This is a genomic window from Limisphaera ngatamarikiensis, assembly GCF_011044775.1.
GTDB classification, from domain to species: Bacteria; Verrucomicrobiota; Verrucomicrobiia; order Limisphaerales; family Limisphaeraceae; genus Limisphaera; species Limisphaera ngatamarikiensis.
The window spans coordinates 14,486-37,200 of the sequence record NZ_JAAKYA010000010.1 but is presented as its reverse complement, the minus strand read 5'-3'; the positions used below and the strand labels follow the sequence as shown (position 1 = coordinate 37,200).

At 65.1% G+C, this 22,715-nt stretch carries 19 protein-coding genes; 8 read left to right on the top strand and 11 right to left on the bottom strand.

Features of this window, described 5'->3' with window-relative positions:
* Window positions 1–253: 253 nt before the first annotated feature.
* Window positions 254–649, top strand: a complete 396-nt coding sequence (locus tag G4L39_RS01620; protein ID WP_165105407.1) for a DUF3568 family protein — start codon at window positions 254–256, stop codon at window positions 647–649.
* Here G4L39_RS01620 and G4L39_RS01615 read toward each other — a convergent pair.
* Window positions 638–1,840, bottom strand: a complete 1,203-nt coding sequence (locus G4L39_RS01615; protein ID WP_165105406.1) for a tetratricopeptide repeat protein — start codon at window positions 1,838–1,840, stop codon at window positions 638–640. The two genes, G4L39_RS01620 and G4L39_RS01615, sit on opposite strands and share 12 nt — an antisense overlap.
* Before the next feature lie 246 nt (window positions 1,841–2,086).
* On the opposite strand from G4L39_RS01615, the gene G4L39_RS01610 reads away from it, so the two are divergent.
* Both G4L39_RS01610 and G4L39_RS01605 read left to right on the top strand, forming a co-directional pair.
* Complete coding sequence (locus G4L39_RS01610) at window positions 2,087–4,510, top strand: glycoside hydrolase family 127 protein (RefSeq protein ID WP_165105405.1); 2,424 nt, start codon at window positions 2,087–2,089, stop codon at window positions 4,508–4,510.
* Between the two features lie 138 nt (window positions 4,511–4,648).
* Window positions 4,649–4,900, top strand: a complete 252-nt coding sequence (locus tag G4L39_RS01605; RefSeq protein ID WP_165105404.1) for a hypothetical protein — start codon at window positions 4,649–4,651, stop codon at window positions 4,898–4,900.
* A 61-nt stretch (window positions 4,901–4,961) separates the two neighbouring features.
* Here G4L39_RS01605 and G4L39_RS01600 read toward each other — a convergent pair whose 3' ends face one another.
* Window positions 4,962–5,990, bottom strand: coding sequence for a Ppx/GppA phosphatase family protein (locus tag G4L39_RS01600; RefSeq protein ID WP_165105403.1), 1,029 nt, complete (start codon window positions 5,988–5,990; stop codon window positions 4,962–4,964).
* 349 nt (window positions 5,991–6,339) lie between these two features.
* On the opposite strand from G4L39_RS01600, the gene G4L39_RS01595 reads away from it, so the two are divergent.
* From G4L39_RS01595 to nuoH, 3 genes are all read left to right on the top strand, one after another.
* Entirely contained in the window at window positions 6,340–7,755 is a 1,416-nt protein-coding gene (locus G4L39_RS01595; RefSeq protein WP_165105402.1) for a Gfo/Idh/MocA family protein, read from the top strand.
* Window positions 7,756–7,928: 173 nt separating this feature from the next.
* The gene (locus G4L39_RS01590; RefSeq protein WP_165105401.1) at window positions 7,929–8,513 is read left to right on the top strand and encodes a 4Fe-4S dicluster domain-containing protein; all 585 of its coding nucleotides are present in this window, start codon (window positions 7,929–7,931) and stop codon (window positions 8,511–8,513) included.
* 21 nt (window positions 8,514–8,534) lie between these two features.
* A complete protein-coding gene (nuoH, locus tag G4L39_RS01585) occupies window positions 8,535–9,734 on the top strand; it encodes an NADH-quinone oxidoreductase subunit NuoH (protein WP_165105400.1) in 1,200 nt (399 codons plus the stop codon).
* Between the two features lie 63 nt (window positions 9,735–9,797).
* On the opposite strand, the gene G4L39_RS01580 is transcribed toward nuoH, so the two are convergent.
* Together G4L39_RS01580 and nfi are read right to left on the bottom strand one after the other, a co-directional pair.
* Window positions 9,798–11,030: a CvpA family protein gene (locus G4L39_RS01580; protein ID WP_165105398.1), complete on the bottom strand. Its 1,233-nt coding sequence runs from the start codon at window positions 11,028–11,030 to the stop codon at window positions 9,798–9,800.
* 243 nt (window positions 11,031–11,273) lie between these two features.
* On the bottom strand, window positions 11,274–11,951 hold the full coding sequence (gene nfi / locus G4L39_RS01575) for a deoxyribonuclease V (protein ID WP_165105397.1): 678 nt from the start codon (window positions 11,949–11,951) through the stop codon (window positions 11,274–11,276).
* A 397-nt stretch (window positions 11,952–12,348) separates the two neighbouring features.
* Here nfi and G4L39_RS01570 point away from each other — a divergent pair, with 397 nt between their 5' ends.
* Window positions 12,349–13,659 carry a glucose-1-phosphate adenylyltransferase gene (locus G4L39_RS01570; RefSeq protein WP_165105396.1) on the top strand — a complete coding sequence of 437 codons (1,311 nt, stop codon included), beginning with the start codon at window positions 12,349–12,351 and terminating at the stop codon, window positions 13,657–13,659.
* Between the two features lie 3 nt (window positions 13,660–13,662).
* Here the strand turns inward: G4L39_RS01570 and G4L39_RS01565 are convergent, their stop codons facing one another.
* Together G4L39_RS01565 and G4L39_RS01560 are read right to left on the bottom strand one after the other, a co-directional pair.
* Window positions 13,663–14,820 carry a threonine aldolase family protein gene (locus G4L39_RS01565; protein WP_165105395.1) on the bottom strand — a complete coding sequence of 386 codons (1,158 nt, stop codon included), beginning with the start codon at window positions 14,818–14,820 and terminating at the stop codon, window positions 13,663–13,665.
* 1,132 nt (window positions 14,821–15,952) lie between these two features.
* Window positions 15,953–16,258 carry an HP1242/YdcH family protein gene (locus G4L39_RS01560; protein WP_165105394.1) on the bottom strand — a complete coding sequence of 102 codons (306 nt, stop codon included), beginning with the start codon at window positions 16,256–16,258 and terminating at the stop codon, window positions 15,953–15,955.
* A gap of 210 nt (window positions 16,259–16,468) precedes the next feature.
* On the opposite strand from G4L39_RS01560, the gene hisF reads away from it, so the two are divergent.
* Window positions 16,469–17,281, top strand: a complete 813-nt coding sequence (hisF, locus tag G4L39_RS01555; RefSeq protein WP_165105393.1) for an imidazole glycerol phosphate synthase subunit HisF — start codon at window positions 16,469–16,471, stop codon at window positions 17,279–17,281.
* A gap of 62 nt (window positions 17,282–17,343) precedes the next feature.
* Here the strand turns inward: hisF and G4L39_RS01550 are convergent, their stop codons facing one another.
* The 5 genes from G4L39_RS01550 to hpnH form a co-directional block, all read right to left on the bottom strand.
* Window positions 17,344–17,964, bottom strand: a complete 621-nt coding sequence (locus G4L39_RS01550) for an acyltransferase (protein WP_165105392.1) — start codon at window positions 17,962–17,964, stop codon at window positions 17,344–17,346.
* A gap of 143 nt (window positions 17,965–18,107) precedes the next feature.
* Window positions 18,108–18,824 (bottom strand): RibD family protein, encoded by a 717-nt coding sequence (locus G4L39_RS01545; protein ID WP_165105391.1) that lies wholly within the window; start codon window positions 18,822–18,824, stop codon window positions 18,108–18,110.
* Between the two features lie 32 nt (window positions 18,825–18,856).
* Complete coding sequence (queA, locus tag G4L39_RS01540; protein WP_165105390.1) at window positions 18,857–19,933, bottom strand: tRNA preQ1(34) S-adenosylmethionine ribosyltransferase-isomerase QueA; 1,077 nt, start codon at window positions 19,931–19,933, stop codon at window positions 18,857–18,859.
* A gap of 271 nt (window positions 19,934–20,204) precedes the next feature.
* Window positions 20,205–20,978: a Fe-S cluster assembly ATPase SufC gene (gene sufC, locus G4L39_RS01535; protein WP_165105389.1), complete on the bottom strand. Its 774-nt coding sequence runs from the start codon at window positions 20,976–20,978 to the stop codon at window positions 20,205–20,207.
* A gap of 213 nt (window positions 20,979–21,191) precedes the next feature.
* Complete coding sequence (hpnH, locus tag G4L39_RS01530) at window positions 21,192–22,580, bottom strand: adenosyl-hopene transferase HpnH (RefSeq protein WP_165105387.1); 1,389 nt, start codon at window positions 22,578–22,580, stop codon at window positions 21,192–21,194.
* Window positions 22,581–22,715: the final 135 nt, after the last annotated feature.

Here is a 22,715-nt window from a genome sequence, read left to right as displayed (position 1 = left end):
CGTCCCGTGGGCGTTCTGCTCCATGCCCATATTGACTTGAGGCGGTGCCTCGTCATTCAACCTGTCACGGGCCGGCGCCGGGTTGGGTGTGTAGCGTGCTCGGGGAGGTAGGATGGGAGTGCAGGGGGTGAACCGGGTGAGGCTGAAGGTTCGTTGCAGTGGTTCGGTTGGTGCCCGGCCGGGGCGGTCGGGGTGGGGGTTGGCTGCCAGTCCGGGCTTGACTGTGGGCGGGGCGCGGACTTGGATGGCCGGTATGAGAAGCGTGTTGTGGGCAGGGTTTTTGGGCCTGGCATTGGTGGCCTCGGGTTGTGTGGGCACGTTGGACGGACGCCACCGGGCGGGTGTGCCATTCGTGAAGGATTCTGTAGAAGGGCGTTATGAGCGCCCGGTGGAACGGGTGTACGCCGCTGCGCGTGAGGTGATCCGGTACAATGGGACCCTGACGCGGGAGACGACGCAGTTGGGTGAGACGAACACCGTACGGGTGCTGGAGGGGAAGGTGAATCAGCGGTCGGTTTGGGTGCGGGTGGAACCGCTGGATCCCAAGGTGACGCGCGTGGTCGTGCAGGTGCGGACGCCCGCCGGTGGGAAGGACCTGGACCTGGCCCACGAGCTGGAGAAGCAGATTGCGCTGCAATTAACGCGGTAACCGACCTTTGAGGCCGAGGTTTGATTCGTACTGGCCCAGTTTGACCGTTGGGGCGATTTCGCGTCGTTTGAATTCCAGCGCGAGCAGGTTGATGCGGCGTTGGGCCTGCTCGGCGTAGGGGGAGTCGGGGAACAGTTCGCTGATTCGTTCGAGGGTGGCGCGGACAGTTGGTTGGTCCTTGCCGTGCCGGATCTGAAGATCGGCCAGCAGATGGATCCAGTGCACGATTTGAGCCGGTGTGGCGCCCGGATGATGGATGAGCTGCTCGAGTTGATCCTCCGCCAGGTCGAGTCGCTGGAAACCGTCGGCGTACAGGACGGCGAGTTGTTCGCGGGTGTGGAAGTCGTCCGGATGCTGTTCGAGGTGTTGGACGTAGCGGGCGGCGAGGGTTTCGGGCGGGTCGGGCTGCGGTGCGAGGGTGACTGGTGTGCGTTGTAGGCCGATGTTTTCGATGCCTTTGCGCAGCTTGACGCGTGCGGGTTCGTGTCGGTCGGTGAGCTGTTCCGCGGTGGGGAGCCGGGCCAGGCGTTGGCGGGCCGTGGTGGCCAGGTCGGTATCGGGGTATTGCTCGACCAGTTGTTGGAGGATGCGTCGGGCGTTGTCGGTGTCCTGACCGATCCGCAGGTACCAGTCGGCCAGGGTGGAAAGGGCATAGGCCTTTTGGGGGTCGGTGATCTCGGGCAGTTGGATCAGGCGCTGGATGGTCAACTCTGCGCCGTCCAGGTCGAGCATGTTCTGGGCCAGGATTTCGGCGGCGAGCATGTGGCCTTCGAAATCGTGGGGGAACCTGGCCAGTTGGGCACGGACCTCGGCGAGGGCGGCGGCGTACTGGCCGCGCTGTCGTTTGGCCCGGGCAATCGCGTAAAACGGGCGCGGTTCGGGTTGTTCATCCCCTCCGGTCCAGGCATGCCATAGGGGTTTGAAGAGGACCTCGACGATGTTGGGGGTCCAGAGGATGGACAGCAGGACTCCGCATACGGCGGCCACGATGGGGGCCAGCAGGCGCGTGTAGGGCAGAGCCGCGGTAATCAGGAAGGCCAGGATGGCGAGGCCGGTGGCGCACCATTTGAGTACGAGAGTCACCGGTTCATCGCGGGAATGGCGCATCCAAACGGCCAAGAACCAGATCAGGCCGGCGAACAAGACCAGCGCGATCAGGATGTCGGCCACCAGTTCCCAGGACGGTCCCATGGCGAGCTCCAAGAGACTATGCGTCCAATGGGCCGCGGTTGCAACCTGCTGATGTCACTTGCTCAGCGCATCAACCCCACAGGCCGGCGTGCGGCCTGTCTGGGTTGGCAACGGCCGGGGTTACGATGCTGACCCAGCGGTGAGCGGACGGGTCTTGGGCGGAAGCGATTTTGACTCCGCACCCCGGCCGGCCCAGGATTGACCCGAACCTGACTCGGAACACAAAACCTTGATCCCACGGCAGCCATGTCCAGGTGTGGAAACATCCTCCTTGCGGTCGGGTCCCTTCTTGCCGGGCTCGGATTCAGAGTCGAAACCAAGGCCTTTTACCTGTCGGACCGGGTCGAGCCGCGGGTGGTCACGAACCTGTGCAAGGCCCTGCCCCTGCCGTTGAACCGGGTGCGGCTGACGGGCGGGCCGTTGCAACGAGCCCGGGAACTGGACGCGAGGTATTTGCTGGAGCTGGAGCCGGATCGGATGCTGGCCCTGTTGCGGGAGAGCGCCGGGTTGAAACCGAAGGCCGAGCCCTATGGAGGCTGGGACGGCCGGGGCCGGCAGCTCAGTGGGCACATTGCCGGGCATTACCTCTCGGCGGTGAGCCTGATGTACGCGGCGACAGGGGACGAACGGTTCAAACAACGGGCGGACTACCTGGTGGCGGAATTGCAGGAGATCCAGAGGGCGCACGGGGACGGCTACCTGGGCGCCCAGACCGATGGGGACGGGACCCCGGGCAAACGGTTGTTGGAGGAGATGGCGCAGGGACGGATCCGCGCGGCGGCGTTTGATTTGAATGGCCTTTGGGCGCCCTGGTATGTGCATCACAAGTTGTTCGCGGGATTGCGCGATGCGTATCGGCTCACCGGCAATCGGACGGCTCTGGAGGTGGAGCGGGCGTATGCGGGCTGGGTGGAACGGGTGCTGACGCCGCTGAGTGACGAGCAGGTGCAAACCATGCTGCGGACGGAGTTTGGCGGGATGAACGAGGTGCTGGTGGATTTGTATGCGGACACGGGGGAGGAGCGCTGGTTGCGACTGGCAGAGAAGTTTCATCATCGGGCGGTGGTGGATCCCCTGGCGGAGGGACGTGACATTCTGCAACATCTGCACGGCAACACGCAGGTCCCCAAGTTGTACGGGCATCTGGTGAGGTACCTATACACGGGGGACCCGTTTCATTTGCGGGCGGCCACGTTTTTCTGGGAACGGGTGGTGTTGCACCACAGTTTCGCCACCGGGGGCCATGGGAGGAACGAGTATTTCGGTGCCCCGGACCGGCTCAGTGACATGATTGAAGGGCGCACCGCCGAGACCTGCAACGTGTACAACATGCTGAAGCTGACGCGCGGGTTGTTTGCGGTGGACCCGCAGGTCCGGTATGCGGAGTTTTTGGAACGGGCGCTGTTCAACCACATTCTGGCCTCGATGGATCCCGAGGATGGTCGGGTTTGTTACATGGTGCCGGTGGGCCGGGACGTGCAGCACGAGTACCAGGACATGTTTCGGAGTTTTACCTGCTGTGTGGGAACGGGCATGGAAAGCCATGCATTGCATGGTCACGGGCTCTATTACGAGTCGGGGGACACCCTGTGGATCAACTTCTATGCGCCTTCGGAGGCGGATTGGACCCGGATGGGGGTGCGTGTGCGGATGGAGACCGACTTTCCGGCGGGCGAGACCGCCACGGTGAGGGTGGACCCGGCCGGGGCACGGTCTTTCACCCTGGCACTGCGACGACCTGCGTGGGCCGGGGCCGGATTCGCCGTGGAGGTGAACGGGACACCGGTCTCGGACACGGGCATGTCGGGTTCCTACCTGCGTCTGAGCCGGACATGGCGGGACGGGGACACGGTGAAGATTCGCCTGCCCAAGACGCTGCGGGAGGAGCCGTTGCCGGACAACCCGCACCGCGTGGCGCTTCTTTGGGGGCCGTTGGTGTTGGCAGCGGATCTGGGACCGGCGACCGAAGGACGTCGTCGGGATGGCCGGTCGCGCGAGCGGGACCCCGCCGAGTTCACCCTGGTCGTGTCGAGTACGAATGTGGCGGACTGGCTCGAGCCGGTGCCGGGTGCACCGGGCACGTTCCGCACGCGGTTCACCGCCTCCGGTGCGGAAGTCACGTTCAGGCCTTTCTATCAGGTGGCGCGCCGGCGCTATGCGGTGTATTGGGACCGGTACACACCGGAGGCGTGGGCGCGCGAGCGTGCGCTCCGGGAGGAGCAGGCGGCTGCACGGCGGCGTTTGGAGGCGGCCACGGTGGTATACATCGAGCCGGGCAACGCCGCCAGCGAAGAACCGTACCGGTTTCAGGGCGAAGGATCGAGCACGGTTCGGGTGGAGGGCCGATCGGGTCGCCGGGCTGACCGATGGTTTTCCTACGAGGTGCCGTTGACCGGGCCGGGTCCATGGGCCCTGGTGGTGACCTACGGAAACGATGCGCCGCGTGACACGACCTTTGCAGTGTGGGTGAACGAGCAGAAGGTGGGCGAACAGACGGTGCGGCGGCGGAGTCCGGAGGAGCTGGTGCGGTTTGTGGACGTCACGTACGCGTTGCCCGAATCCCTGTGGAAAGGACGTGAGAGCCTTGTGATCCGATTCGAGGCGCCGGAGGGGCAGACGGTGGCCGGGGTGTTTGGGGTGCGCCTCATCCGGCAGGGTGCGGCCCCCTAAAAGGCGCGGTGACGCGGTCAGGCCCGCGGGCGCGCACCAGGAAAAAGCCGGGGGCGACCCTGGGGGCGACGTTTTACCGGCCGGGCCGGTGAAAACCCCTTGCCGGGCGGGGAAGGATGAACCATTTTGGCCGCCTGCATGGTACTGCCACAGCAACCAGTGACATTGACGCCCGAGCAAGTTGCGGAGCTGAATCGGAAGCTCTCCACGATGCGCCATGACATCAACAACTATCTTTCGTTGATGATGGCGGCGGTGGAGATGATCCGGCTGCGGCCGGAAGACGCCGCACGGCGACTGGCCACGCTGGCGGATCAACCGGCACGCATTTCGCGGGCGATGGCGGAGTTTTCCGCCGAGTTTGAGAAGGCCCTGGGCATTCAGCGGTGACCCCGGGCCGTGGGGGCGTGTTCGGGCCCGTGCGGGTGGTGTGGGGCCCAAGGGACTGAACTCAATTCGAGGCAGGATTTTCCGGTTGCCGGTCAAGTGCGGCGGGTTGGTTGCAGAAGGGTGTGGCTTCCTGATTTTCCAGGAGATCGAGGATGGCACCGAAGCGCAGGCCCCGGGTGCTGAACCGCCAGGATTCAAACCCCAGTGTTTCGGTCAGTTGTTCGTAGATCAGGCTGCCGGTCAGGATGATGTCGGCTCGTTCCGGGGGTAGTCCGGGCCATTGACGGCGCTGGGCCAGCGGTGTGGACCACAGCCGATCCGCCAGGGTGCGGAGTTCGGCACGGCTGAGGCGCAGTTGCTCGAGGGCGCGGCGGTCCCAGGATTCGGTGGCCAACCGGATGCGGGCGAGGGTCAGGGCCGTGCCTCCCACGGCCACGGGCAAGGGGGGCTTGGCGGAGGTGCTTTCATCAGATGCAACGTGGACATGTTCCCGGAACGCCGGCACCAGTTCGGCTTCCATGGCCTGGCGCAGTTGTTCCTTCAGGCGGGCGCGTTCCTCCGGGGCGGGCGGATCGGAGAGCCCTGCCTGTTCCCACAGACGGACCGCACCCCAGGGGTGGCTGGCTTGAAACAGGATCTGCCGATGCTGGCCTGCGATGATTTGGGTGCTACCGCCGCCGACTTCAACCACGACCATGAAGGCGCGGGACAGGTCGGGATGGGTCCGTGCGCCAAGGAATGCCCAGCGGGCTTCCTGCTGACCTGAAATGACCTCGAGCGGGATACCGGTGAGGGTTTCCAGTGCCTGTCGCAGTTCGTCCTGATTCCGGGCTTCCCGGGCGGCGCTGGTGGCAAAGAGTCGGAACCGCGCGGCCCCGACCCGGCGGGCCCGCTCCACGAGTTGCTGAACGGCTTGGACGGTGCGGGCGATGGCCGCGGGTTGCAGGATCCGGTCCGGGTAGAACCCCTCGCCCAAACGGGTTTGAATCCCGGTTTCCAGGACCGCCCGCAGCGGGGGTCCCGGATCGGCCACCAGAAGTTTGACCGAGTTGGTACCCACGTCGATGGCTGCCACGCGCACCGGCGTCATGGACTCATTAGACCGTGCGGATCGGTCTCACCCAAGCGCTTTTCTGTTACGAGTTCCGGTGCCTGAACCGGTTCGGTCCGGGAATGGTCTTGCGGTGGTCGGGTCTGATGCGTGCCGTTCTCGCCGCGTCCTGAGTGGAGCCTGTTGAACAGGCGGACTGGATTCGGCCCCGGTAGGGGGCTGCCGGCTGGCGACTGGACATGGGCCGGGGCGTGGTCGCAAACTGGTTGTGGGTAGGCCGGGAGTGTCCCGGTCCGGGCCCGTGGGGATGCCGAAGGTCGGCGCACCCCCGTTTTGTGGCCGGGGCAGAGCCGGTGTTCGTGAAACCTGAGAACCTCAACCAACCGATATGAAAACCTCCAGAAAACCTCTCGATGCCGGGCAGGATTCCCGATCCCTGGCTGGTGCAAGCGGAGCCGGTGTGAGTCGTCGGCGCTTTTTGAGGCGGCTGGCCCTGGGCGCGGCCGGTGTGGCGGCGCCGATGATTGTGCCGGCCCATGTCCTGGGCGGTGCGGGCCGGGTGGCCCCCAACGACAAGATCCGCCTGGCCGGAATCGGCGTGGGCGGCATGGGCGCGGCAAACCTTCAGGCGCTGGCGCCGTATTGTGACATTGTTGCCTTGTGCGATGTGGACGATCAGCGGGCGGCCGAGACCTTCGCGCGATATCCCTCGGCTCGCCGGTACAAGGATTTCCGGCGGATGTTCGAGGAGTTTTCGGACAAGTTCGACGCCGTGGTGGTATCGAGCCCCGATCACACGCACGCGGTGGCCAGCATGATGGCGATCAACCATCGCAAGCATGTGTACTGTGAGAAGCCGTTGGCCCATTCGGTCCACGAGGTTCGGGCGCTGATGCGGGCGGCGGCCGAGGCGGGTGTGGTGACGCAACTGGGCAATCAGGGGCATTCGTTCGATTCCATTCGGGACTGCGTGGAATGGCTGCAGGCGGGAGCGATCGGACGGGTGCACACGATCTATTGCGGGTGCGAGGCGGTGAACTCCGGATTGGACCAGCTGGCCGAGGTGCGCAAGGGTCGGCCGGTGCCGCCCACGCTGGATTGGGATCTCTGGTTGGGGCCCGTGCCGTGGCGACCGTATCATCCGGCCTATGTGCCGGGTGCCTGGCGGGGTTGGACCGCGTTCGGGAGTGGGACGATCGGGGACTGGGTGTGTCATGTGGTGGATCCGGTGTTTTGGGCCCTGGACCTCGGGGCACCGCGGACGGTGGTGGCAAGGGTTCGGGATTGGGACCCGCGCACCCAGGGCGAGGCGTATCCGAAGGGCGACGTGGTCACGTTCGAGTTTCCGGCCAAGGGCGGTCGCGGTCCCGTGACGTTGCATTGGTACAGCGGCACCGAGCGGATTCCGCGGCCCGAAGGGTTTGACCCGGAAGAGCCGGACGTGAAGACCGGGGCGATCGTCGTGGGCGATCGCGGGATGATGGTTTACGGGTCGCACGGCGCTTCCCGCGTACATCTGGTGCCGGACAAGCTGATGAAGGAGTTCCAGCGACCTCCGCGGCGGTTGCCGCGCGGCCTGGAACATCATCGGGACTGGGTGGATGCCATTCGGGAGGGCCGCAAGGCGGGTTCGGACTTCACGAGCTACGGCGGTCCGTTGACCGAGCTGGCCATGTTGGGGATTGTGGCGATCAAGATGCCCGGCGTGAAACTGGAATGGGATGCCGAGCGGATGCGGTTCACCAACGTGGCGGAAGCCAACCAGTACCTCCGGACGCCTTACCGGGAGGGGTGGACGCTGTAGACTCCGGATCGGCCTGAACGGAGCCGGGCTGTCGGCGCGGCCTTGTTGAGCGGGCCGGGTTCCCCGGGCGGAGGTGGGGCCGGGGAACCCGGGGCGCTCCGGACGCCACTTCGGCACGGTGTGCGACTGGTGGCGGGACTGGATTTGCGCCGGGGGTTTGGTATGGTGCGTGCATGCTGGGTGAGGGTTTGGCCAAAGGGTTGTTGACCACGGCGCGGAACTTCGTGGGCAGCTACGTGTCGCGGGACCGGCTGGTGACGGTCCAGTATCCGGAGGAACGCCGGCCGTTACCCGAGGCGGCGCGATCGTTTCCCTTTCTGGTGTACGACGGGGAGGATCCGGTGGCCGGCCTCCGGTGCGTGGCGTGCAAGATCTGCGAGACGGAATGTCCGCCCCAATGCATCTACATCGTCAAGGACAAGGTCAAGAAACCGGATCACACCGGGAAACTGCAGAACCAGCCGCTGATCTTCGACATCGACATTTCGGTCTGCATGAGCTGTCAGATCTGCGTGGAGGTGTGCCCGTTTGATGCCATCAAGATGGACGTGGCCTACGAGTTGAGCACGACGGACCGTTTCGGAGGGCTGCTGCTGCACAAGGAACAGTTGAGCAAACCCAACAGTTACTACCACAAGATCCACCCGACGGAAGCGGCCGAGGTGGATGCACGATTGGCTGCGGCGCGGGCCAGGGCGGCGGCGCCCAGGTCGGCTGCCGCGGGCCAGCCGACGCCGGCGCCGGCGAGCCGGGGCTGAGAGGACGGGAGGGGGTTGAACATGTTGGAAGGACTTTCGGTGGCTGTAAAAGGGGTGGTGCTGCGGGCGTTGATGACGGTCCTGCCCGCATGGGCGGAGCCGTGGGTGTCCGGTTTGTTGTCGGCTGCGGCGGTGGGGACCGTGTTTGGCCTGTTGTTCGGCATCGTGACGGTGCTGGAGCGAAAAGGGCTGGCCCGGATGCAGAACCGTTACGGACCGAATCGCGTGGGTATCCCGCTGACCCGGGTTCGCCTGGCCGGTTTTGGCCAGTTTCTGGCCGATGGCATCAAGGCGCTGACGAAGGAGGACCTGGTACCGCGTGCGGCGGACCGGGTGGTGCATTTTCTGGCGCCGGTGGTGATGGTGATTCCGGCCCTGCTGGCCCTTTCCGTCATTCCCTATGGCCGGGAGTGTGTGCCAGTGGATCTTGAGGCGGGGCTGCTGTTCTTTTTTGCGGTGGGTGCGGCGACCGAACTGGCCGTGTTCATGGCCGGCTGGTCCAGTCGGAACAAGTATTCGTTGTTGGGGGCCATGCGCGGGATCGCCCAGATGTTGAGTTATGAGGTGCCGCTGGTACTGGCGGTGGTGCCGGTGGTGATGGCGGCGGGTTCGTTGTCGTTGGTGCGGATTGTGGAGGCGCAGGCGGCGCAAGGGTCGGGTTGGACCGGCTGGTATGTGACGACTCCGTGGGGTTTGGCCGGGTTTCTGTTGTTCCTGGCGGCCGCGTTGGCCGAGGCAAACCGGTCGCCGTTTGACCTGCCGGAGGGCGAGTCGGAGATTGTGGCCGGGTATTTCATTGAGTACTCGGGCTTCAAGTTTGCGCTGTTTTTCCTGGGTGAATACCTGGGGTTGTTTGCCGCGTTGGGGCTGGCCATCACGTTGTTTCTGGGCGGGTGGCAGGCGCCGGTGACGGCGCTGGATTGGCTGCCGTCATGGTTTTGGTTCTTTGCCAAGTTGCTGGTGCTGATCGGGGTGGCCATTTGGGTGCGAGGTTCGTGGCCCCGGTTGCGCGTGGACCAGCTGATGGGCCTGGCGTGGAAATTCATGCTGCCGCTGGCGTTGGTGAACCTGGTCAGTGCCGTGTTGTGGCGATACGTGCCGGGTGCGCTGTTGCAATGGGCGGTTTGTGGCGGGCTGTTTGTGGCGGCGTACGTCAGTTTGGCGCGGGGCCTGGCCGGGGCCGGCGGCTGGGGACGACGGACCTACCGTTTTGCGGAATAACGCGGCAGCGGCCGGCCGACACCGGACAGGCGTCGGCCGACGTGGACGCCACAGGAGCCGCGGTTACACCGAGTCGCGTTCAAACGCCAGGGGCGGGTTGGCCGAGGGGATCTGCAGGCGATCGTTTGCGATCTCGACGGGCCAGGCGGTTTGCTGGCCCTCCAGTTGGACTTCGATGGTGTATCGTCCGTTTTCGGATCGCCAGCGGCCGGTGATTGTGCGGTGCTCGGTGGCCGGGGCTGTCTCGCCCGGGCGAGGTGCGCGGGTCACCGGGTAGTTCTTGAGCGCCACAAATCCGGACGGGGCGGCGACCAGCGAGGTGTTCAGGAAAATGCCCGACAGATGTTTCCGCGCCTCGCGCAATTGCAGGGCGGTCATCCGCGGGTTGGCCTTACGGTACAAGACGAACGCGGTTCGAAAATCAAACGCCCAGGTGCCGAGGATGGGTTCTTTCTCGTATTTGGGGGAGCGGCCGGTTTCCAGATACGCCATCAAATCGGGCAGGTCCGGTTCCAGAATCGCCCAGATTTCCCGCAGGAGGTCGAGATTTTGCATCAGGGCCGTCATTTGCGGGTGGGCCAGCACTTCGCGCAGGGGCGCCCGGCTCTGTCGGAGCTGGGTCCATGAGGTGTCCTGGGCAAACCCGTGGAGTTCCGGGCGCTCGGCAATCTCGAGCAAAGCCGGATATCGTGCCAGGCGCCCTTCCAACATGGGATTGTGGAAGAGCAATCCCACGAAATCGGCCGCCTGGTAGTAGACTTCTGGCAGGGGATCGAGGGCCGCCACGGCCCGGTGGAGCCGGGTCTCTTCCAGGTCATGCGCCAGACGATTGAACAACCGCATGGTCCATGGGTCTCCCTCCTCACTGCCCAACTGCGTGGTCCAGTAGCCAAACATGTAGATGCCCAGGCAGACCAGCAGGGTGTAGATGGTGCCGTTGACGAAACCCAGGCAAGCCCCGAGGCGCGCGTTCAACCGCTCGAACAAGGCACGGTGCAAATCGCCGGCATGGTACTTGAAGAACACGTCCACCTTCCGGTGCACCTGAAAAGCCACGGCCTTGAACAACCCGTTGATCAGCCAGAACACAAGGACCGGAGGCAGGATCCAGGCCCAGAAAGGGTGTTTGACACCGATCCAACCGAGCACCTTGCCCATCCAGGGCGACATCGGGATGGCCAGCCACACACCCAGAAGGATGCCGACCAGTGAAAAGGCCACGCGCACGCCTCCCTGTCGGTATCCCAGCGCAGTGACGCTCGCCAGCAACACCAGGACCAGTATCCAGATCGTCATGCGCGCACATTATGAGGACTCGCCCCGGCGGCGCACGCGGAAAATTTCCGGCGCCGCGCCGGGTTTGGGACCGACGCGGCGCGTGCCGGCCGGGTCGGTGCTGCCGCCGGCCAGGGGGACTTTTGCGCGGGTTTTGGCGATGGTCCCGGGCCGGGGGGCCCTGGTGAAAGTGTCCCGGAGATTGCCCATGCTGGCCTGCCCGCGGGGCGCTGCAACGCTTGGGGCACACGCGCCGGAGTGCGATCACGACCCGGCCCGGAGTCGGCGGGAGAGTCGGTCGGCCCAATACGTGGGTTCCGGCAACCGATGACCGCCGCAGCAGGACAGGACGACGCGGATGGCGTCGTCCAGGGTGCAGCGGTGTCCCACACTCACGTAAACGGGTCTGGACCCTGCTCTTGTCCGAACCACCGCACCCACAATTTCATCGTTGTCCAGCAGCAGAGACCACGCGCCCGGTTCGGGCGGCGGATCGGTTGCCTGGCCGATGAGCCGGCTTTTGGCGCAGCCGATGGCAGGCAGGTCGCAGAGCACCCCCAGGTGACAGGCCAGACCGAACCGCCGCGGGTGCGCCACGCCCTGACCATCACAGAGGAGCAGGTCGGGTGAATGACGGACCTTGTCCAGGGCGGCCAGCAGGGCCGGTGCTTCGCGGAAGGATAACAAACCCGGGATGTAAGGGAACCGGAGTCGTCGACGGGCGGCCGCCTGTTCCAAGAGGCACTGATCGTGCAGGTCCCAGATGACCGCCACGCCGATCACATCGAGGCCGTCGGTGGAGAGGGCCGCGTCGAGACCGGCAATACGCCGCGGCGTGGAGCGCAGGGGTTCCCTGCGGACCCGGGCGGCCAGTTCAAGTTGGATCTGGCGTGCCCGGGTGGGAGAGCGGGGCCAGACGGCGATCGAACGGGAGCGACTCATGACATCCGGCACGGGCGTTCCAGGGGCTGGTTTTGGTGAGGGCCGGCCCGGGCAGGTTCCCTGCCCGACGTGGTTGGACCGGGGACGGTTGCGTGGCCGTAACTTTGGCGTTTGTAAAACGCCATCGGCAGTTCGGCATAAGAAGGGCGGCGTTTCATGAGACTCGATTGCTCTGGAAGGATCGCGATGAGTCGGGTGCGGATCAAGAGCGCCCGGCGGTGCCCCGGAGGGGACCGTGGACCGGTGAGCGGCATGGGAGGAGCAGGGGCGAAAGCGGCGATGGGGTCGGTGCGCGGCCGACAAGGACCGGCTTTCGCGCCAGCGGGATGGATGCGGCTTGTCGGTGGCGTGTGACTTTCGTACTGTGGCTTCGGAAACCGCGTTCGAGGGCGTTCTTATGGCAAGCTACACTTCCAGGCAATCCTACCACGGCAGCAACGTCTTGGCGGTCGTCATGGGGGGCGGTCAGGGTACGCGCTTGTTTCCTCTGACCAAGTACCGTGCCAAACCGGCGGTGCCGTTGGCGGGGAAGTACCGGATTGTCGACATCCCCATTTCCAACTGCATCAATTCCGGAATCCGGCGGATCTACGTGTTGACGCAGTTCAATTCCACGTCCTTGCACCGGCATTTGTCGCAGACCTACAAGTTTGACCAGTTTTCGGCGGGGTTTGTGGAGGTTCTGGCCGCGCAACAGACCCTGACCGACAGCTCGTGGTACCAGGGCACCGCCGATGCCGTGCGGAAGAACCTGGTGCACTTCATGAACCATGAATGGGACCACCTGCTCATCCTGAGCGGTGACCAACTGTACCGGATGGATTTCCGGGACCTGATTGCCCATCACGTGGACCGGCAGGCGGACATCACGCTGGGTGTGGTGGCGGTGCCCAAGGAGGAGGCGTCGCATTTCGGTGTTCTGCAGGTGACGGAGGATTGGCGGATTCATCGGTTTGTGGAGAAACCCAGGGACCCGGCGGTGCAGGACTCGTTGAAGCTGGACCCGGCCTGGCAGGCGCGCCTGGGACTGAAAACGCCGGCCGAGGTGGTCCTGGCCTCGATGGGCATTTACGTGTTCAATCGCGACGTCATCAAGCGTGCGCTGGACAACACGTTGGTGGATTTCGGCAAGGAGGTCATCCCCGCCATGATCGAACAGTCCAGGGTCTATGCCTTCCTCCACCAGGGCTATTGGGAGGACATCGGCACCATCCGCGCGTTTTTCGAAGCCAACCTCGACCTGACGACCGATCTGCCGAAGTTCAATTTCTTCGACATGACCGCGCCGATTTTCAGCCGCCCCCGGTTCCTGCCGGCGTCGAAACTGAACAGCGCGCACGTGGATCATGCGGTGGTGGCGGACGGCTGCATCATCGACCATTCCCGGATTTCGCACAGTGTGGTGGGGATGCGCAGCATCATCGCCGAGGGATGCGAACTGCGGCGGGTGGTGCTGCTGGGATGCGATTATTACGAGTCCGCCGAGTCCATCCAGGCCCATGAGCAGGCGGGCATTCCGCGGATCGGCATCGGTCGAAACACCCGCATTGAGAACGCGATCATCGACAAGAACGCGCGGATCGGGGACAACGTGGTCATCTCGCCGGCGGGCAAACCGCCGAATCTGGACCACGAACTCTATTACATCCGGGACGGCATCGTGGTGATCCCGAAGGACGCCGTGATCCCGCACGGTACGGTGATCTGAGGCTCATTTGAGGGGACCGGTTTGGGCGGAGGGGGACCGGCGCACGGCACCCGTCCCCTTGGCGGCCGTTTCCCGGTGCGGTTCCGGGCCCCCGGTTGCCTGCAGCACCTGCTGCAGGTCGGCCAGGAACGCGTCCACCTCCTCGGGCCGGGTGTCCCAGCTGCACATCAGGCGGGATTCGCCCGGCGAAATCACGCCGGTATAGAAATGCCAGCCGCGCTGGTGCATCGCCTCGGCGACCCCGGGCGGAAACCGCACGAACACGGCATTCGATTCCACCGGGTAACAGATTTCCACGCCGGGCAGCGTACGGAGCCCGGCGGCCAGCCGTTGGGCCATGGCGTTGCTGTGGCGCGCGTTGCGAAGCCAGACGTCGTCTTTCAGCAGTCCGAGCCAGGGAGCCGATAAGAACCGCATTTTCGAGGCCAGTTGGCCCCCCTGTTTGCAGCGGTAATCGAATTCGCGGGCCAGGTCGCGGTCGAAAAACACGACGGCCTCGCCCACGGCAAGGCCGTTCTTCGTGCCACCGAAACACAGCACGTCCACACCCGCCCGCCAGGTGATGTCGGCCGGGTGAACGCCGAGGTACGCCACGGCGTTGGCGAACCGGGCACCGTCCATGTGCACGCGCAACCCGTATCGGCGGGCCGTTTCGCACAACACGCCCAGCTCTTCCACCCCGTAGGCGGTGCCCAGCTCGGTGACCTGGGTCAGACTGAGCGCGCGCGGTTTCGGGTAATGAATGTCGCTGCGCCGGGTCACCGCGTGGGCCACGGCTTCCGGCAGCACCTTGCCCTGGGGACCCGGCAGGAGGAGGATCTTGCTGCCGTTTGCGAAAAATTCGGGCGCGCCACACTCGGACGTTTCGACATGCGCCAGCTCGTGACAAAGGATGCTGTGATAGGGCTGACACAATGTGGCCAGGGCCAGCGAGTTGGCCGAGGTGCCGTTGAAGACGAAAAACACCTCGCAATCGGTTTCGAACAGCTCGCGCAGTCGGTCCGAAACCAACTGGGTCCACCGGTCTTCGCCGTAACTGGGTTCGTGGCCGTGGTTGGCCTCGGCCATGGCCGCCCAGGCTTCCGGACAAATGCCGGCGTAATTGTCACTGGCAAACTGGCGGAGACGCCGGGTTGGGACCGAACTTGGTTCATCCTTCATGGGCGTGCATTTAAACGGGCTGATGGGGGCTGAAAAGGTTTTTCTGCGTCATACGGGCCGGGCGGATAGGGACCCCACCCATCGCGGGGCTCCGATGAGGTTTCACGTCCGGAACCCTGCCGGTGCCCACCGCCGGGCGGAAAGTAGCGGGCCTGGCCTTGAGCAGCCGTCGATGCGCTGTCCCAAAGAAGGACCTGAACGGCCCGATCCGCCCGGGGATTGCCGCCCGTGGCAGCCGGCGGAGGTGGGATGACGCTGGGCCGAACCGTGCCCGGGCCCGGGTTGGAAGGCCGGTCAACGTGGGGCTTGTAGGCTGCGCCCCGGCATCAGTGTGGCCCACCCGGGACTGCCGGGGGCGGCCCGGGCTCGGGTTGGTGCATCATTTTGCTGAGCGGTTTTGTGGCCGGTGGGGTCATCCAATCCCCATGGACCGGTTCACTGAAACCGGGCGCCTTCTGCTTCGGCTGCAAAAGGGGTCTCCCGGCTGGAGCCCGGAGGATGTTGGCAAGCTTTCCGGCCCCTGCATTGCGTGGCGATTCCGGTTGAGTTTCGAGCGAAATCTTCCCGGGGTTTTCGGACACGGATGACCCGGGCGCAAACCGCGTGGGTGACGTGGGTTGAACCGGTTATCGTAGAGGGGGATACGTCCGCCGGATGGTGGTGCCCTGCCGGGTTTACCGGGGTCGCGCGGACCGGATCGGAAATCGGAGGGCCCGGGCGGGTTCGGCCCGGTTGCACCGAGGTCCGTTTGCCGCTGGTTCAGGAGGTGGATCCGTTGCTTCGCTCAGACGCTGCGGTCGCGTGGTTGCGACGGCGCTTCGCTGTGCGGACGCGTTGTGCCGATTCCGCCTGCGGCTCTTTTTCGGGATGGGCGGAGTGTGAACCCGGGAGAAGGCCTCAGAACCAGCTCGCAAGCAGCCCGGCTGGAGGGAGTTGGGTAATTGCACGGGCGGGAATGGTCGAGGGACTGAAGGAAGATTCCTGCCTGGTGAAGACCGCCGGTCCGACTCTGCGATCGAGGTCTGACCGGAAACCGAATTGCCGGCGCCGGGCGAAAACAAGACGCCTGCGCTCTTGCTTCCTCGCCAACAGGCGAAGCGACCCGTTTGCGGGCGACCGTTCCGGCGCGGCCTCAGGATGCCGGGGCGGGCGGATTCGGATTGAGGTTGGGATTCGGGCTGCAGGAAGCGGGCCAGACGTGCCGGGCCCGACGCAGCATGTGGTAGATATGGTCCTTCAACTTGGCCCGGCGCATCTTGAGCTCTTCGAGCTCCTGATCGGTGGCGAAGTCGATTTCCTCTTCGATCCGGTACACCGCGTCGTCGAGCCGGTGGTACTCGTCGTACATCTTGCGGAAGTGCTCGTCACATCCCTTGAGGTAGCGGATGGTGTCGCGGTATTCCGGGAACTCCTTGAGGATCGGATGGTGTAGGTCCATGGCACATCATCTCCGTTTGTTGGACCCGGCGGTCCACGGCTATCGTACGCCGTTTTAAGGTTAAGACAAGCCCCGGTCGACCGGGTTCAAAGATTTTTATGCAGGGCCGGTCGGGACCACGGACCCGGTCGCGGGACCGTGCCCGGTTTTGACGAAAGCCGGGTCGAATCCTGCATTGCCGCCCGGGGATCAAACGTTTTGAATGGGCACATGCTGGCAAAGCGAGTCATACCCTGTTTGGACGTGCATCAGGGCAAGGTGACCCGGGGCGTACGGTTTGGCCGGGCCGAGGCGGGTGAGTTGCGCGACGTGGGGGATCCGGTGGAACTGGCCGTGCGATATAACGAGCAGGGGGCCGACGAGATGGTGTTTTTTGACATCACCGCCAGTGCGGAAGGGCGTGCGGCGATGGTGCAGGTGATCGAACGGACGGCCGACCAGTGTTTCATGCCCCTGACGGTGGGGGGCGGCATCCGGACGTTGGAGGACATGCAGGTGATGCTGCGGGCCGGCGCCGACAAGGTGAGCATCAACACGGCTGCGCTGGCCAATCCCGACCTGATTCGGGCCGGCGCGGAAAAGTTTGGCAGCCAATGCATCGTGGTTTCCATTGATTGCAAGCGGGTTGCGCCGGATCGGTGGCAGGTCTTCTCCCACGGCGGCCGGCGGGCGACCGAATGGGAAGCGGTGGCCTGGGCCCGGGAGGCGGTCCGGTTGGGTGCGGGCGAGATCGTGCTGAACAGCATCGACGCCGACGGGACGCGCGCCGGTTACGATCTGGAGATCACCCGGCGCGTGAGCGAGGCGGTGGGGGTGCCCGTGGTGGCCAGCGGCGGGGCCGGTTCACTGGAGCATATGGCGCAGGTGTTGCTGGAGGGCAGGGCGGATGCGGTGTTGGCGGCCAGCATCTTTCATTTTGGCGACTATACCGTGGGCGACGTGAAACGTTACCTGGCCTCGCGGGGCATACCGGTGCGGTTGGAACCCGAGATCGAGGTGTTCGAGAACCGCCCGAAACGCTGAGCAGTCTGCGGGGCTTCCGCAGCGGGGTTGGTTCCGGTCTGGGAACGCAGGTCCGCCGGGGTTCAAGCCTGCGGCGAAGCGCCGGCGGCTCGGACAATGGCCGGGTTTCCCGCGGCCAGGGCGCCCGGGGGGACATCGCGCGTGACCACCGCCCCTGCGCCGATGACGGCGCCGTCGCCGATGGTGACGCCTTTGAGCACGATGGCCCGGGCGCCGATGAAGACTCCCCGGCCGATTCGGATCGGCTCCGCGTGCCCGGGATCGGCCACCACCCAGGTCCCGTCCGCAGCCCGCACATGAAAGTCGGTGTCCATGATCATGGCTTCGGCGCCGATGATTGTGTCTTCCCCGACCACGATGGATCGGGCGGCGCACAGGACGGCCGCGCTCAGACCGCTGCGGGCGTCCATGCGAATCTCGGCTCCGGCATGCAGGGTCCGCAACGTTGCGGGCCGCGGGCATCCCAGTGGGTTGCTGCGGAGGGCGCTGTTGAGTTGGACCCGCTCGCCCAGGACAATGCGCGAACCCGGCGCGCGGGCCAGACAGGGACGGCCGAGGAATCTCACGCCGGGGCCCAGTTCGATGCCGCGGCATCGGGCCTCCCATTTCCAGAGCCACTCGCCGGTCCGCCACCTGAGCTGTTGCAACCACAGGGCCCAGCGGCGCAGGGTCGAATCGTTCATATGGGCGCGATTGTTTCCGAGCCGTGGCCTGTGGGGCAAGCCGGTCGGAACCTGGGACGGATTTGCTTTTCATCGGCCGGTTCAGCCCCACGGGTATGAGCCGCAGTCTCAATGGCCCGGGTGACGCGGAGCGGTTTCAGGGTTCAGGGGACCGTTGCCCCGGACCGGACCGGCTCGCGGATGTATCGGAGGAACAGTTCGTCGCCGACGCGGCGTCGGGATGCGAGGCGGAATCGCGCCGCGAGTGGCAGGCGCGGGAAGCCCCGTCCGTCCGCGATGGTGGGTGCGGCGCGTCCGCCCACGATGAACGGGCAGACGGTCAGGTGAATCTCATCCACCAGACCGGCGCGAAAAAGGCCGTCGTTCACCGTGCCGCCGCCTTCACAAACCAGCCGTCGAACCCCCCATTCACGGTGCAGCCATGCCAGGGCGGTCGGCCAATCGAGTTCATCCTGTCCGAAAACCCCGACCGCATCTGCCAGACGGCGCAGCCGGGCCAGGCGCGTGGCAGGCGCCCGCCCGGTGGCCAACACCAGAATGGGCGAGAAGCGTTGGGTAAAGACGTGCGCCGTGGGGGAGACGGATCCGGACCCGGTAACGATGATGCGGAGGTTGTATTCGGCGAGGCCACGTCGCAGTCGCAGCCGGCGGTACCGGACAGGGCCGGGCCCGAGGTCGATGGGACCGGATTCAACGGTGCGCGCCCCGGCCAGGACGGCGTCTGCCGTGGCACGCAAGGCCAGGAGATGGTCGTGATCGGTTCGGCTGCCGAAGGTGGTGACGTGGCGGTTGGCGGTGGCGATCTTGCCGTCGGCCGTGATGGCCATGTTGACCAGGACCCGGGGCCGGGGTTCGGTCATCGGGCACGGATCGGCGCCTGAGGGGGTCGGGCTCATAGGATGAGCATGGCGTCGCCGTAGCTGAAGAACCGGTACCGCTCGCGCACGGCTTCCGCGTAGGTTTCCAGGATCAGTTCCCGACCGCGGGTTTCGCCCGGGGCAGCAAAGGCGCTGACCAACATGAGCAGCGTGGAACCGGGCAAATGGAAGTTGGTGATGAGCGCGTCAACGGCCCGGAACTGATAAGGCGGGTAGATGAAGAGGCGGGTTCGACCCCGGGTGGGTTGAATCCGACCTTCGAACCAGTTGGCCACGGTTTCCAGCACCCGGACGGTGGTGGTGCCCACGGCAACGATGCGACGCCCTTCGGCCCGGGCGGTCTGTAGGATGTGGGCGGTTTCCTCCGACAACTCAAATCGTTCCTCGTGCATGACGTGCTCTTCGACCCGACTGACGCGCACCGGGGCGAAGGTTCCCAGGCCGACGTGCAGGGTGACAAAACAGACGGTCACCCCCTGGCTGCGCAGCTTCTCCAGCAGCTCTTGTGTGAAATGGAGGCCGGCGGTGGGAGCGGCGGCCGACCCGGGCACGCGCGCGTACACGGTCTGGTAACGTTCGCGGTCGAGAACCTCTTCCGCGCCGTCTTGCCGCTGGATGTAGGGGGGCAGGGGCATGTGCCCGAGCCGATCCAACTCCAACAGGAGGTTTTCGGTTCCGTGGAACCGGAGGGTGTGCTCGAACCCGTCGCCCTTGTCGAGGACCTCGGCCCAGACGGAGGAGGGGCGCTGATGGTGATCGAGTACACTGATGCAGGTGCCGCGTCGGGCACGTTTGCCGGGCCGGAGCAGCGCCTGCCAGACGTTGTTGTCGCGCGGCTCGAGCAACAGGATTTCGAAGGCGCCGCCGGTACGTTGGTTGCGACCCAGGAGCCGCGCGGGAATGACCCGGCTGTCGTTCAGCACCAGCACGTCGCCGGCCCGCAGATAGTCGGGCAGGTCGGTAAACCGCCGATGCTCCCGCCGGCCGCTGGTCCGGTGCAGGACCAGCAACCGGGAGGCGTCCCTGCGATCTGCCGGATGTTGCGCGATCAGCTCCGGCGGCAGTTCATAGTGGAAATCTTCCACCCGCATTGGGTGCCGCCCATGCTAGCAGCGACTGGGACACGGACTGAAGTGCAAAGAACCGGACGCCACAGCCGCCGCACGTTGGCGGGTGGGGGCGGTTCCCCACGGAGACGGTCCAACCGGCCGGGTTCGGGTTTCAGCCGGCCTCCCGGACCCGGTGGCGGGGGTGATGAACCGTTGACAGCGGGCGCTGCCCCGACAACCCGCTTGACCGGCACTTCAACCTGCCGGACCGGCAAGGCCGCCAGGCGCGCTGAAGGTACCCGGGTTGCGGGCCCTACACGGCGGCCGCGACCTGTTTGATGATCCAGTCGTACCCTCTGGCTTCCAGCTCCAGCGCCAGGTTGCGGTCGCCCGACCTGACGATCCGACCGTCCACCAACACGTGGACGTAATCGGGGATGATGTAGTTCAGCAGTCGCTGGTAGTGGGTGATGACCAGTTGGGCGTTGTCGGGGCGCTTCAGTTTGTTGACCCCGTTGGCTACGACCTTGAGCGCATCAATGTCGAGGCCCGAATCCGTTTCATCCAGAATGGCCAGTTTCGGCTCCAGCACGGCCATTTGGAAGATTTCGGCCCGTTTTTTCTCGCCGCCGGAGAAGCCTTCGTTGACCGAGCGTTTCAGGAGCTCCTCGGGAAGGTCGAGCAACTTCACCTTCTCCTTGACCAGGTTGAGGAACTCCATGGCGTCCAGCTCGGGCAGGCCCCGGTGTTTGCGGATTTCGTTGAGGGCGGCTTTGAGGAAGTAGGTGGTGTTGACGCCGGGGATTTCGACCGGGTACTGGAAGGCCAGGAACAGCCCTTCCCGCGCGCGTTCTTCCGGGTCCATTTCCAAGAGGTCGCGACCGCAATAGCGGACCTCGCCCCCGGTGATCTCGTAGCCTTCCCGGCCGGCCAGGACGGCGGCCAGGGTGCTTTTTCCACTACCGTTGGGGCCCATGATGGCATGAACCTCGCCGGCGTGAATGGTGAGGTTCACGCCTTTGAGGATCTGTTTGCCCTCCACGCCTGCACTCAGGTTGATGATTTCCAGGATCGGTTCTCCAGCCATGGTCATGTCCACTCGCAGGGCTCAACCGGTTCCCCGGGTTCGGCCCTGGGCCGTCCGGGGCGGAGAGCCCGGGATCTTTCTCGTTACCAGGTTCCCGCTGCGTCCCTGCTCGGGGGTCGACCCTGGCGGGACGCTGCAAGGCGCCCATTTTGGCACAAGGTGATGCCCTGTGCAAATGAGACCGCCAACCCGGCCCGTCCGCGTTGGCACGGCTCACGTACTTGGGCCCGGTCGGTCGGACGCCGAAATTGCGCGGGAGGCCGGGGTGGTGCTGCCGGCGCGAGCGGCCGGTACAGGCGAATGCCCGTTGTTGCCGTTGCCGCGAATGGCGGCCGCTGCGGCGGCGGCCTTGCGGGCGGCTGAGAGATGTCCACGGCCGATGGAGACACCGTTGAACGCCTGAACGTGGGCGCCTTCCGGACAGGGTTTGGGTCGGGGACGGAGGTTGTAGAGAAGGTTTTTCCAGTGGTCGCCGGGCTGATAACTGGTGCCCAGGGCGCCGCTGGGATCGTACCCGCAATGGACCATGCAGTTTTCGCAGCGCGGATCGCGGGCCACGCCGTTGACCACGCCGTACTTTTCCCAATCCACCTTTTCCAGCATTTCGGCGTAGGTGGGGTAATGGGCGTCGGTGATGAGGTAGCAGGGTGCTTTCCAGCCCTTGATGTTGTAAGTGGGGATGGCCCAGGCCGTGCAGGTGAGTTCGCGCAGCCCTGCGAGGAATTCCTGGTACACTGGGGTGCCCAGCAGATTGAAGCGACGGCCCCAGTCCAGGATTCGTGCGAACTTTTGCCGGGTGGCATCGCGGGTGAGGAAAAACTCGGCCGGATTCTTGCCGAGTCGCCGGATCATATCCTTCTTGGCGGCGTCGTAATCGTACCCGGGCGAGATGGTGTGGCCGTCCACCCCCAGCCAGGAGAAGAACTTGAACATGTCCTCGATCTCTTGGACGTCGGTCTCCCGGTACACGGTGGTGTTGGTGGCGACCTGAAAGCCGAGTCGCTTGGCCAGTCGGATGGCGGCGACGCATTCACGGAAGACGCCCTCGCGTTCCACGATGAGGTCGTGGGTGTACTCCAGGCCGTCGATGTGGACATTCCAGTAAAACCACCGGGTGGGCCGGATGACGGGGCGGGGGTCGGTCTTACCCTTTCGGATGGTGTCGCGCTGGGCGGGGCTGATGAGTTCCTCGGCCACCAGCTGTTCCAGCAGGGGTTCGCGTTCAGGGGAGTAGGTGGCGGCAAGGTAATCGCACAATTTCCGGCGCATGAACACGCCGTTGGTACAGAGGTAGACGATGCGCCCCTGGCGCAGCAGCCCTTCCACCAGCTCCTCGATGTGCGGGTAGATGAGAGGTTCACCTCCGCAGATGGAGACCATGGGTGCGTCGCACTCGGCGGCCGCGGCCAGGCACCGCTCCAAGGGGACCATGTCCTTGAGGCTGGTGGAGTATTCCCGGATCCGGCCGCAACCGGTGCAGGTGAGGTTGCAGGTATGCAACGGCTCGAGCTGCAGCACCATGGCGAAGCGCGGGGTCCGCTTCAGTTTGTGCTTCAAGATGTGGCCGGCGATTTTGAGCGTCAGGGGAAGTGGAAAACGCATGGGAAAAACCTCAGGTCAACCCTCGGGGTTCCAGTGGCCGTCTTTCCAGGGATGGGCTCGGGGTTCGATCTCCGGGGGCTTGCTTTTGGATGAACCACAGGGGCGAAACGGGCACGTTGGCGTTGAACCCGCCAC